This window comes from Ramlibacter sp. (assembly GCF_035655895.1).
Classification (GTDB): Bacteria; Pseudomonadota; Gammaproteobacteria; order Burkholderiales; family Burkholderiaceae_C; genus Ramlibacter.
Genome location: NZ_DASRTN010000002.1, coordinates 154,424 through 166,450, shown reverse-complemented (window position 1 = coordinate 166,450; position 12,027 = coordinate 154,424). Strand labels below are relative to the sequence as shown.

The window sequence follows — 12,027 nt, the reverse complement described above, 5'->3', positions numbered from 1 at the left end:
TAAAACGGAATTGAAGTGAACTTCACTTCTCTTCTCATGAGCGTTTGTAGGTCCTTGCGGACCCAGTTCCGAAGAACTTGGCAATCGCCAGTCAAACGCCCACGCTTATCGGCTGTATGTTGTTAACGAACCTGTCAACTCAGCTTGGCGTTGCCGCCTTGCTTTGTTTGCTTGCTGCGATCAGCGAAGCCTTGAATTATGACAGTTTTTAGGAAAACCTGTCAACCTTTGGGGTTTTGCTTTCTTCGTCTTGCTGAACTGCTTTCGCAATTCACTGCAATTCGTTTTCAGCAGAGCCTCGAATTCTATACCGATTTTTTGCTGCGGTCGCGTTCGAGATATTTGTTACCTCTTTCCGCCTGCCGCCGAAACCGGCCTCCGTCGCCCGGGTGCTGCTTGCGCAGCGCCGTGTTCAGCGGAGCCCGCGACTATAGCACGGGGTTTTCCCGATCTGCAAGCCCCTGGTCTCAGCTCGTGCCCTGACCCAGCGGCAACGACCGGGACCGTCGCCCGGTCAGTGCGTGGAGAGCATTGGCCACGGCGGGCGCGATCGGTGGGACTCCCGGCTCGCCCACCCCACCGGGCGGGCGCTGGCTCGGGACGATCCACGTCTCCACGTTCGGGGATCGGGCCAGTGTGAGCAGCGGCGCATCCGGGAAGTTCCGTTGCCGCACCGCGCCGTTGCGGATATCCACGCGTCCGTGCAGCGCTGCCGTGAGGCCGAACACGACGGCACCCTCGATCTGCTGGGCCACGATGCCGGGATTGACTGCCGTGCCGCAGTCGATGGCGCACACCACCCGGTGCACCCGCGGCAACCCCTGCTCCAGCGACACCTCGGCCACCTGGGCGACGACCGACCCGAATGATTCGTGCAGCGCGATGCCTCGCGCCCGGCCCGCCGGCAGCGCGGTTCCCCACCCTGCCTGGCGCGCAGCCAGTTCCAGGACGGCCTGGTGGCGCGGCGCCCCTTTCAGGAGCGCCTGCCGGAAAGCCATCGGATCCTGCCCGACCGCCGCGGCGAGTTCGTCAATGAAGCATTCGGAGAAGAACGCGTCGTGCGAGTGGCCGACCGAGCGCCAGAAGCCCACCGGCACGCCGGACAGCGTCGCCACGTGCTCCATCCGCTGGTTCGCAAAGCCGTAGGGCAGGTCGAACAGGCCCTCGGCGGTGGTCTTGTCGGGAAGGTCGATGCGGCCGGCCAGGGACGGCATCGCGCGCTGGAACCACCGCGGCGTGATCGCATCGCCGGCCGACTTGATGCGCAGGCTGGCGATGCGGCCCTCGGCGTCGACCGCGGCCCGCAGCATCGCCACGTGCATCGGCCGGTAGAAGTCGTGGGTGGCGTCCTCCTCGCGAGGCCACACCAGTTGCACCGGGGCGCCGCCGGCGTCCATGGCGACCCGCACCGCCTGCGTCACGTAGTCGACCTCCAGCCGACGCCCGAAGCCCCCGCCGAGGAAGGGCACGTGCACCGTCACGTCCTCCACGCGAACACCGGCCACCCGGGCCGCCGCGTCGCGCGCCATCATCGGCACCTGTGTCGGCGCCCAGATCTCCACCCGGCCAGCGGCGACGCGCGCGGTGCAGTTCATCGGTTCCAGCGTCGCGTGGGCAAGGTAGGGTGCGTGGTACCACGCCTCCACCACGCGCACCGCCTGCTTCTCGGCGGCTTCGACATCGCCCCGCACATGGAAGGCGTGCCCTTGGCCGGTGCGCACCTGTGACTCCAGCGACGCCGCGATGGCGACGGAATCGAGCGGAGGTCCGGGCCGCGGCTGCCAGTCCACCTGCACCGCCTGGGCGGCGCGCATCGCGTGCCACGAGGTCCGGCCGATCACGGCGAATCCCGCGGTGGAGCCCGCGTACGCGGGCAGCATCACCAGCCGCTCCGCGCCCGGCAGCGCGAGGGCGGCGGCCGCATCGACCCGCCCCGGCGCGCCGCCGAGGATCGGACACAGGCGCACTGCGGCGTACCGGAGCCCCTCCGGCCGGACATCCAGCCCGAAGCGCGCGGAGCCGTCGACCTTGGCGGCGACGTCCAGCCGGGGCGCCGGCCGCCCGATCACGGTCCAGGCCTTCGGCTCCTTCAGGGTAACCGTGCCGGGCGGGGTGGCGGCCGCGAAGCGCGCCAGTTCGCCATAGGTCGCGCTCTGCCCGGACGGATGCGAGACGACGCCCTCGCGCACGGTGAGTTCGTCGACCGGCAGCTTCCAGCGCAGCGCAGCCGCGCCGAGCAGCGACGCGCGGGCGGTGGCCGCGGCGGTGCGCACCACCTCCCAGGCGTCCATGACGCTGCTCGAGCCCCCGGTCGCATTGATGCCCAGCTCGCGCGCGGCCTTGCCGACCACCCAGCGGGCTGCCTTGGCGCGGCCGAAGCCGTCCTCGCTCTCGTCGGCCAGCGGGTGGAAAGGCAGCCCGGCCACCAGCATCGCCACGTTGCCGTAGATCGCGTCCGGCCCGGCCTGTTCGGTGCGCATGGCGGCCACTGGCACATCGAGCTCCTCGGCCGCCAGCATGGGCAGGGCCGTGTGCACGCCCTGCCCCATCTCGCTGCGGGGCATGGCGAGCGTCACGCGCCCGTCCTGGCCGATCTTGATCCAGCCGTTCAGCGCGATCTCGCCGTCGCGCAGCGCGAGCAGCCCGGGCGAGCCGAGCCGCGAGCGCTGCGGCAGGGCCAGCCATCCCACCAGCAACGCGCCGGCGCCGGCGGTGCCGGCCAGCAGCAGGGTCCTGCGCTTCACGCCTTCACCCCGGCCGCGCGCTTGATCGCGGCGCGCACGCGCTGGTAGGTGCCGCACCGGCACAGGTTGGTGATCGCCTCGTCGATGTCGGCGTCGCTGGGCTTGGGCTTGCGATCCAGCAGCGCGGCGGCGGCCATCAGCATGCCGCTCTGGCAGTAGCCGCACTGCGGCACCTGCTCGGCGATCCAGGCGGCCTGCAAGGGATGCGGCGCGCCGGGAGCCCCCAGCGCCTCGATCGTGACCACCCGTCTGCCCGCCGCCGCCGAGGCCGGCGTCACGCACGAGCGGACCGGCTGCCCGTCGAGGCGGACCGTGCAGGCTCCGCAGGCCGCGATGCCGCAGCCGTACTTGGTTCCGGTGAGGTTCAGGACATCCCGCAGCACCCACAGCAGCGGCATCGCCGGTTCCACGTCGACCTCGACCGGCCGCCCATTGATCTGAAGCTGCACGTCTGCTCCTCCTTGCGAACCACTATATCGGCGCGGGTGGCCCCGGTCCGCCCGGCACGCCCAGCGGTGCGCCGGCCCGGATAATCGCGCGCTTCATGGCCCTGATCACCCTTTCCGACGCCCAGCTGGCCTTCGGCCACGTCCCCCTGCTGGACCACACCGACTTCGCACTCGAATCCAACGAACGGGTCGGCCTGATCGGCCGCAACGGCGCAGGCAAGTCGTCGCTGCTGAAGATCCTCGGCGGCCTCGAGCGCGTGGACGACGGCACGCTGCAACTGCAGCAGGGCCTGCGCATCGCGTACGTGGCGCAGGAACCCGTGCTCGACTTCGCGCAGAGCATCTTCGAGAGCGTCAGCGCCGGGCTGGCCGGCCTGCTTGCGCTGATCGACCAGTACACGCGGGGCGAAGGCGACCTGGACGCCATGCAGGGCCGCATCGAGGCCGACGATGGCTGGAACTGGGAGCAGCGCGTGCAGGAGACCCTGCACCGGCTGCACCTCGACCCGCAGGCGCGGGTCGGCACGCTCTCGGGGGGCGTGCGCAAGCGCGTGGCGCTGGCGCAGGCGCTGGTGACGCGCCCGGACGTGCTGCTGCTGGACGAACCGACCAACCACCTCGACCTCGATGCGATCGAGTGGCTGGAAGGCCTGCTGGTCGACTTCCGGGGCAGCATCGTGACGATCACCCACGACCGTACGTTCCTCGACCGGGTGGCCACCCGCATCGTGGAGCTCGATCGCGGCCAGCTGCGCTCCTACCCGGGCAACTTCACGCGCTACCAGGCGCTGAAGGAAGAACAGCTCGCGCAGGAGGCCGTGGTCAACGCCAAGGCCGACAAGCTGCTGGCCCAGGAGGAGGTGTGGATCCGCAAGGGCGTCGAGGCGCGGCGCACCCGGGCCCAGGGCCGCATCACGCGGCTGCAGCAGCTGCGCGAGCAGCGGGCCGGCCGCCGCGATGCGCTGGGCCGGGTGCAGATGGACCTGGCCTCGGGCGCGCCCAGCGGCAAGATCGTCGCGGAGCTGGCCCATGTCCACAAGGCGTTCGGCGACCGCGTCGTGGTGCGCGATTTCAGCGCCACCATCCTGCGTGGCGACAAGGTCGGCCTGATGGGGCCGAACGGGGCCGGCAAGACCACCCTGCTCAAGCTGATCCTGGGCGAGCTTGCCGCCGACAGCGGCAAGGTGCGGCAGGGCGCGAACCTGCAGGTCGCGTACTTCGACCAGATGCGCGACCAGCTCGACCTCGATGCCACCCTGGAGGACTTCATCAGCCCCGGCAGCGAATGGATCGAGATCGGCCGCCAGCGCAAGCACGTCAAGAGCTACCTCGGCGACTTCCTGTTCTCGCCGGCGCGGGCCGGCTCGCCGGTGCGGTCGCTCTCGGGCGGCGAACGCAACCGGCTGCTGCTGGCGCGCCTGTTCGCGCGGCCCGCGAACGTGCTGGTGCTGGACGAGCCGACCAACGACCTGGACATCGACACGCTCGAGCTGCTGGAGGACCTGCTGCAGAACTACGAAGGCACGGTCTTCCTGGTCAGCCACGACCGTGCCTTCCTCGACAACGTGGTCACCAGCACCATCGCCCACGAAGGAGACGGCCGCTGGCGCGAATACGAGGGCGGCGTGCAGGACTGGCTCACGCAGTCGCAGCGGGCGCGCGCCCTCGCCCTGGCCGCGGGGCGGACCGCGAAGCACGACCCCGTGGGCGGGTCCGCAGCGGTGCCCTCCGCAGCGGCGCCGGCAACCCCAGCGTCGACCACCGCGCCCGCGGCGCCCGCGGCGGCCGCCACGCCGCGCCGGAAGCTGAGCTACAAGGAGCAGCGCGAGCTGGAGGCGCTGCCCGCGCGCATCCAGGCGCTGGAGCAGGAGCAGTCCGCGCTGCAGGCCGAGCTGGCGGACGGCACGCTGTATGCACGCGATGGGGAGCGTGCCGCGCAGCTGGCGGCCCGCAACGCGCAGATCGAGGACGACCTGATGGCCGCGCTGGAGCGCTGGGAGGCGCTCGGCTCGCTGTAGGGCAGCGCCGTCGGCAAGTGGCGGCCACCGCTGACCTTCGGCAGGCTCCGGCCGGCCGCCTGCCGGGCTACAGTGGCTCGGCCATGTTTCCTCTGCTGGTCGCCTGCCGCTCCGTCCTCCCGTCCGCCCCTGCGAGCTGGTGGTGGCGCTGGCTGGCGATGGTGCTGCTGGCCGGCTGGACGGCTGGTTGCTCCAGCCTCCCGGAGAACGTCGACCGCCAGGCCTCGCGCGCATGGGATGCGCCGCAGGCCACGCCGCTCGGCCAACTCACCCAGGCCCGCCGCGATGCGGCGCGAGCCCGCAGCGAATCCGCCTTCAGCCTGCTCGACAGCGTCGAGAACGCGTTCAGCAGCCGCGTCGCCCTGGCCGACGCCGCCCGGCACACGCTGGACCTGCAGTACTACGCCATCCATGCGGACGGCAGCACCGAGGTGCTGCTGGAACACATCCGCGCGGCGGCCCGGCGTGGCGTGCGCGTGCGCATCCTGCTGGACGACTTCAACACGGTGGGCGAAGACGCCCAGGTGCTGCGGCTGGCGTTCGAGCGCGGCGTCGAACTGCGCCTGTTCAATCCGGTGCCCGGCTCGCGCGGCTCGCTCTTCGGCCGCGTGTTCGGCTCCCTGCACGACATGGAGCGCCTGCAAAAGCGCATGCACAACAAGCTGTTCATCGCCGACAGCGCCTGGGGCATCACCGGCGGCCGCAACCTGGGTGACGCCTATTTCGGCGGCGACGACAAGAGCGCCTTCGTCGACCTGGACGTGCTCGCGACGGGCGCCGTCGTGCGGCAGATGGCCGCCAGCTTCGACCGCTACTGGAACGACCGTCTGGCCTATCCGGTGCAGTCGCTGCTGACCCGCGGGGACCTGGACCGCCTGCGCGACGACGGCGACGACCGCGCCCCGTCCGACGGGTCCCGCCCGCCGGCGGCGCCCGCGCCCGCAGCGCAGCCAGTGGGTGCCGTGCTGCCCGAGGCGACCGCCAGGCCGAATGCGGCCGCAGCGGCATCGAGCCTCGGCCAGCGCCCGGCCATGGACCTGCGCCAGGTGCCGCTGACCTGGGCGCCGGCGACGCTCCTGGCCGACCAGCCGGGCAAGGTAGGGCCCGGCGACGACGAAGCCGACGCGGGCGAAACCGTGGTCGATGGCCTGCTGCAGCTGATGCGGGGCGCGCGGCAGGAGCTGCTGATCATCTCGCCGTACTTCGTGCCGGGCGCCGAGATGATGAACGTGTTCGCCGACCTGCGGCGGCGCGGGGTGGCGGTCCGCGTGCTGACCAACTCGCTCGCCTCCAACGACGCGCCGGCTGCGCACGCCGGCTACCGCCGCTATCGCCGCGAGCTGCTCGCCATGGGCGTCGAGCTGCATGAGATGCGCGCCGACCCCGCCTCCGCCGGCCTGCGCGATGGCCGGCGCAGCAGCGGCAGCGGCAGCGGCGTCAGCCTGGGCAGCACCGTCGGTGGTTCCAAGAGCGGCTTCTCGCGCGCGAGCCTGCACTCCAAGGCCGTGGTCGTCGACCGCCGCGTCGCGGTGATCGGCTCGATGAACCTGGACCTGCGCTCCCAGCTGAAGAACAGTGAAGTGGCGCTGCTGATCCGCAGCGCCACGCTGGCCGGCCAGGCCGCACGGCTGATCGAGTCGAGCTTCGCGCGCGGCGCCTACCGGGTCGAAGCCCGGGGTGACGCGCTGGTGTGGCGGGCACCGCCCGGCGCGGCGTTCGGCGATGCGAGCAGCGAGCCCGAGGCCGACTGGAAGCTCCGGCTGCTGGTGGACGTGCTCGCGCCGTTCGCGCCGGACGAGATGCTGTAGTCACATCGTGCGCACCAGCTCCGAATAGCGGCGCCAGAACGCCGCGTCCTGGGTGGTCGCGAAGTTGATCCGCATCAGCGTCGAGGGGCGCCGCTCGGCATGGAACAGCGCCCCGGGCGCCAGCAGGTAGCCCTCGTCCAGCATGCGCTGGGCCAGCGCATCGGTGTCCACGCCGGTGTCCACCCATCCGAACAGGCCCGCGGGCTCCGCCGCGAAGCGGCAGCCGGCGGCCAGCGCGAGCTTCACGCTGCGGCTGCGCGCGGCGTCCAGCCGGGTGCGGATGCGTTCCGCGTGGCGGCGCAGCTGCCCCTGCTCCATGCACAGCGCCAGTGCACGCTCCAGCAGCGCCGGCGTGGTCAGCGTGGCAAGCAGCTTGGTGTCCAGCAGACGGCCGATCAGGTCCGGATGCGCCGCCAGGAACCCCACGCGCCAGTTCGGCGCCAGGATCTTGGCGAACCCGCTGACATGGATGGTGCGCTGCAGGCCGTCCAGCGCACACAGCCGGGTGGCGTGCTCGGGCGCGATGTGGCTGTAGGTGTCGTCCTCGACGATGTGGAAGTCGTGCCGGTTGGCCAGTTGCAGCACGCGGTGCGCGCTGCCGGGCGACAGGCAGTAGCCGGTCGGGTTGTGGAACACGCTCACGCTGACATAGAGCTTGGGCCGGTGGACTTCGCAGTACCGGGCCATGACGTCCAGGTCGGGACCGTCGGCGCGCCGCGGCACCGGCAGCAGCCGCATGCCCAGCGCCGTGAGCCGGGCGAACTCGACCGCCCAGCCGGGCTCCTCCACCATCACCGGGTCGCCCGGCCGCAGCAGGGTGCGACTGACGACGTCCAGTGCGTGCGTCGCACCGACGGTGGTGATGATGTTGTCGGGGCCCGCGTGCACGTTGAGTGTCGCGAGCTTCTTGGCGAGCGCGCGCCGCAGCCCGCTGTCGCCCATCGGCTCGCCGTACTGCAGCGAGAAGTCGTTGAGCGCGCGCGTGCCGGTCACCTTGCGCACGGCGGCGCCCATGAAGGTCGACTCCAGCCACTCGCGCGGCAGCACGCCCATGCCCGGTTGCGGCTTCGGGCCGATGCGGTGGAACATGCCGCGGATCAGCGCGGTGGCATCGATCGGCGCCGCCGGCCGCGCGCCCATGAACCCGGTCGCGGTGGCCCAGGGCGGCGTGGGAGACCCCGCAGGATCGCCGGCCGGCGGCTTCGCGGGCTCGGGGGGCGCCTGGTCGCGCACGAAGAAGCCTCGGTTCTTGCGGGCCTCCACCAGGCCCTGGGCCAGCAGCTGGTCGTAGGCCGCCACCACGGTCGACGGGCTCACGCCCTGCTGCTGCGCGCACTGGCGCACCGAAGGCAGGCGCGCGCCGGGCGCCAGCAGGCGGTCGCGGATCCGCTGGGCGAAGCGGCCGGACAGCTGCTCGGTGAGCGACTGGGAGGGGGTTTTCATCAGCATGCGAGCGCTTCCGTGTATCGCCGGATCGGCCAGTACAGACATTGATCTGACCTGACCAACTGTATTGGTGGTGTACTGACGGTGGAGCTTACAGTCGTCCGCATGTCCCGACAACGTCCGCACGACTGGTCGCACTGTCCCATCGCCCGCGCCGGCGCCGGGCACGCCGCCAGCCGGTGCACCGCCCGATGAACGCCGCCGAACTCGCCGCGCTGCTGGCGTTCTGCACGGCCATGAGCTTCTCGCCAGGCCCGAACACCACGCTGTCGACCGCCATGGCGGCCAACCACGGCCTGCGGCACGCGCTGCGCTTCTGTTTCGCGGTGCCGGCCGGCTGGACGCTGGTGATGGTGCTCAGCGCCGCGGGCCTGGGCGCCGCGGTCGCCAGCGTGCCGGTCCTGCGGCTGGCGATCCAGGTGTTCGGCTGTGCCTACCTGGTGTGGCTCGCCTGGAAGCTGGCCGGTGCGGGCCGCTTCGGCAGCGCCGACGGCCGCCGGCTGGACGTCGGCTTCCTCCAGGGCGTCGGGCTGCAGTTCGTCAACGTCAAGGCCTGGATGCTGGCGCTCACCATCAGCGCCGGGTGGGTGGTCAGCACGGCCGGCGTGCCGACCGCCAATCCCTGGGAACGGCTGGCCCAGGTCTGCGCCATCGTCTCGGTGTTCGCGTTCGTGAGCAACTTCAGCTACGCAGCCGCCGGCTCGCTGCTGCGCGGCTGGCTGTCCCAGGGGACGCGCCTGCTCTGGTTCAACCGCCTGCTGGCCCTGGTGCTGCTGGGCACCGCGGCCTGGATGGCGCTCGCATGAAGCGGCACGAGATCCGTGGCCTGTGGCTGGGCCTGCTGGGCGTGGCCATCTTCGCGCTGACCTTGCCGATGACGCGGCTGGCGGTCGGCACGCCGCAGGCGCCGCAGATGTCCGGCGTGTTCATCGCGCTCGGCCGGGCGGTGGTCGCCGCGATGCTGTCGGCCGCCTTCCTCCTTGCCACCCGCGCGCCCCTGCCCGCCCGGCGCGACTGGCCGGCGCTGGCCATCACGGCGGCCGGCGTGGTGTTCGGTTTTCCGCTGCTCACCTCGGTGGCGATGCGCTACGTGGAAGCCGTGCACGCCAGCGTGATCGTGGGCGTGCTGCCGCTGGCCACCGCCGCGGTCGGTGCGTGGCTGCACCGCCAGCGCCCCAGCGCCGGCTTCTGGGCCTGCGCGGGCCTGGGCAGCGTGCTGGTCGTCGCGTTCGCGCTGCTGCGCAACGGGGGCGCGTCCACCGTCCTGCACCCGGCCGACCTGCTGCTGCTCGGGGCCATGGGCTGCGCGGCCGTCGGGTATGCCTGGGGGGCGCGGCTGTCCCAGCGCATGCGGGCCGAGCACGTGATCTGCTGGGCGCTGGTGCTGTCGCTGCCGGTCACGGCGCCGGCCGCCTTCCTCGCGCGGCCCACGCTGGCGCTGCCGGCCTCGGCCTGGTGGGCCTTCGGCTACGTCGCGGTGTTCTCGATGTGGCTGGGCTTCTTCGCCTGGTACCGGGGCCTTGCCGAAGGCGGCACCGTGCGGGTCAGCCAGGTGCAGCTGGTGCAGCCTTTCCTGAGCATGGTGTTCGCCGTGCCCCTGCTGGACGAGTCCCTGGACGCCACCACCGTCGCGTTCGCACTCGCCGTCATCGCCACCGTCTTCATCGGCAAGAAAATGCCGGTGCGGCCGGTCCCACCGCTGTCCGCCAAGGAACCCGCATGAAGCCCAACGACCTTCCCGCCACGCCCTGGGTGCTGGCCCGTCGCGCCCAGCGCATGAACCCGTCCGTCATCCGCGAGATCCTCAAGGTCACCGAGCGGCCCGGCATCATCAGCTTCGCCGGGGGACTGCCGTCCCCCAGCACCTTCCCCGTGGACGAGTTCGCCGCAGCCAGCGCGCAGGTGCTGGCGCAGGACGGCCCGGCCGCACTGCAGTACGCCGCCAGCGAGGGCTTCGCGCCCCTGCGCGAGCGGATCGCCGCCGGCCTGCCCTGGCCGGTCGATCCCGACCAGGTGCTGATCACCACCGGCTCCCAGCAGGGCCTGGACCTGGTCGGCAAGGTGCTGCTCGACGCCGGCTCGCGCGTGCTGGTGGAGACGCCCACCTACCTGGGTGCGCTGCAGGCGTTCGCGCCGATGGAGCCCGAGGTCGTCGGCGTCGCCAGCGACGACGCCGGCGTGCTGCCCGACGACCTGGAACGGCAGGCCGCCGGCGCCCGCTTCCTCTACCTGCTGCCCAACTTCCAGAACCCCACCGGCCGCACGATGACCGAGGCGCGCCGCGCGCAGGTCAGCGCCGCCGCCGCCCGGCTGGGCCTGCCGATCGTCGAGGACAACCCCTACGGCGACCTGTGGTTCGACCAGGCCCCGCCGCGGCCGCTGACGGCGCGCCATCCCGACGGCTGCATCTACCTGGGCTCGTTCTCCAAGGTGCTGGCGCCGGGCCTGCGGCTGGGCTTCCTGGTCGCGCCGCCGGCGCTCTATCCCAAGCTGCTGCAGGCCAAGCAGGCCGCCGACCTGCACAGCCCCAGCTTCAACCAGCGGATGGCGCACCGCGTGATCGCGGGCGACTTCCTCGACCGCCACGTGCCGCGCATCCGCGCGCTGTACCGCTCGCAGCGCGACGCGATGCTGGCGGCGCTGGCGCGCGACATGGCGGGGCTGGGCGTGGAGTGGAACGCGCCGGACGGCGGCATGTTCCTGTGGGCCAGGCTGCCGCGCGGCATGAACGCGCTCGACCTGCTGCCGCAGGCCGTCGAGCGCGGCGTCGCCTTCGTGCCGGGCGCCGCGTTCTATGCCGGCGCCGGCGACGACCCGGAGGCGCTGCGCACCCTGCGGCTGTCGTTCGTCACGGCGACGGCGGCCCAGATCGACACCGGCATCGCCGCGCTGGCGCAAGCCGTGCGGGCGGCACAGGGCCGGCCGTGATCCGCCTCTGGGGCCGCCTGTCCTCGATCAACGTGCGCAAGGTGGTGCTCACGGCGCGCCTGCTGGACCTGCCGTTCGAGCGCCTGGAGGCCGGCGGCGAGTTCGGCGTGGTGCGCACGCCCGGGTACCTGGCGCGCAATCCGAACGCGCTGGTCCCGCTGCTCGACGACGCGGGCTTCGAGCTCTGGGAGTCGAACGTGATCGTGCGCTACCTGGCGGCCCGGCATGGGGACAGCACGCTCTACCCGGCCGACCTGCGGCGCCGGTTCGATGCCGAACGCTGGATGGACTGGCAGCAGACCACCATGAACCCGGCGGGGCGCGAGGCCTTCGTGCAGCTCGTGCGCACGCCCGCGGCCGCGCGCCGCCCCGCCGCGGTCGACGCCTCGGTGGCCGCGATGGAACCGCTGTGGGACCTGCTGGAGTCGCACCTGGCCGCGCGGCCGTTCATCGCCGGGGACGTGCTCACCATCGCCGACATCCCGCTCGCCTGCGAGATGCACCGCTGGCGCGGGCTGCCGCTGCCGCACCCCGAGCGCCCCCGCCTGGACGCCTGGTACGCCGGCATCGCCGCGCTGCCGGCCGCGCGCGGCGTGCTCGACCTTCCCCTGTCCTGACCCCACCGGAGCCCGCC

Annotated in this window: 9 protein-coding genes; 6 read left to right on the top strand and 3 right to left on the bottom strand. The window is 72.1% G+C overall.

Translation table 11 applies throughout. From position 1 onward, the window contains the following. Positions 1–467: 467 nt before the first annotated feature. Positions 468–2,744 (bottom strand): xanthine dehydrogenase family protein molybdopterin-binding subunit, encoded by a 2,277-nt coding sequence (locus VFE82_RS00815; protein WP_324998331.1) that lies wholly within the window; start codon positions 2,742–2,744, stop codon positions 468–470. Continuing rightward, complete coding sequence (locus tag VFE82_RS00810) at positions 2,741–3,193, bottom strand: (2Fe-2S)-binding protein (RefSeq protein ID WP_324998330.1); 453 nt, start codon at positions 3,191–3,193, stop codon at positions 2,741–2,743. The genes VFE82_RS00815 and VFE82_RS00810 overlap by 4 nt, the downstream gene beginning before the upstream one ends. 95 nt (positions 3,194–3,288) lie before the next feature. On the opposite strand from VFE82_RS00810, the gene VFE82_RS00805 reads away from it, so the two are divergent. Together VFE82_RS00805 and VFE82_RS00800 are read left to right on the top strand one after the other, a co-directional pair. Further along, positions 3,289–5,211 carry an ATP-binding cassette domain-containing protein gene (locus VFE82_RS00805; protein WP_324998329.1) on the top strand — a complete coding sequence of 641 codons (1,923 nt, stop codon included), beginning with the start codon at positions 3,289–3,291 and terminating at the stop codon, positions 5,209–5,211. An 83-nt stretch (positions 5,212–5,294) separates the two neighbouring features. Beyond that, positions 5,295–7,019, top strand: coding sequence for a phospholipase D family protein (locus VFE82_RS00800; protein ID WP_324998328.1), 1,725 nt, complete (start codon positions 5,295–5,297; stop codon positions 7,017–7,019). On the opposite strand, the gene VFE82_RS00795 is transcribed toward VFE82_RS00800, so the two are convergent. After that, complete coding sequence (locus VFE82_RS00795) at positions 7,020–8,468, bottom strand: PLP-dependent aminotransferase family protein (protein WP_324998327.1); 1,449 nt, start codon at positions 8,466–8,468, stop codon at positions 7,020–7,022. Positions 8,469–8,656: 188 nt separating this feature from the next. Between VFE82_RS00795 and VFE82_RS00790 the strand changes: the two genes are divergently transcribed. The 4 genes from VFE82_RS00790 to VFE82_RS00775 are packed head-to-tail and all read left to right on the top strand — an operon-like array spanning position 8,657 to position 12,010. Further along, entirely contained in the window at positions 8,657–9,271 is a 615-nt protein-coding gene (locus tag VFE82_RS00790; protein WP_324998326.1) for a LysE family translocator, read from the top strand. Further along, complete coding sequence (locus tag VFE82_RS00785) at positions 9,268–10,188, top strand: DMT family transporter (protein WP_324998325.1); 921 nt, start codon at positions 9,268–9,270, stop codon at positions 10,186–10,188. The genes VFE82_RS00790 and VFE82_RS00785 overlap by 4 nt, the downstream gene beginning before the upstream one ends. After that, entirely contained in the window at positions 10,185–11,393 is a 1,209-nt protein-coding gene (locus VFE82_RS00780; protein WP_324998324.1) for a PLP-dependent aminotransferase family protein, read from the top strand. Before VFE82_RS00785 ends, VFE82_RS00780 begins: the two co-directional genes overlap by 4 nt. Next, complete coding sequence (locus tag VFE82_RS00775) at positions 11,390–12,010, top strand: glutathione S-transferase family protein (protein WP_324998323.1); 621 nt, start codon at positions 11,390–11,392, stop codon at positions 12,008–12,010. Before VFE82_RS00780 ends, VFE82_RS00775 begins: the two co-directional genes overlap by 4 nt. Positions 12,011–12,027 lie beyond the last annotated feature (17 nt).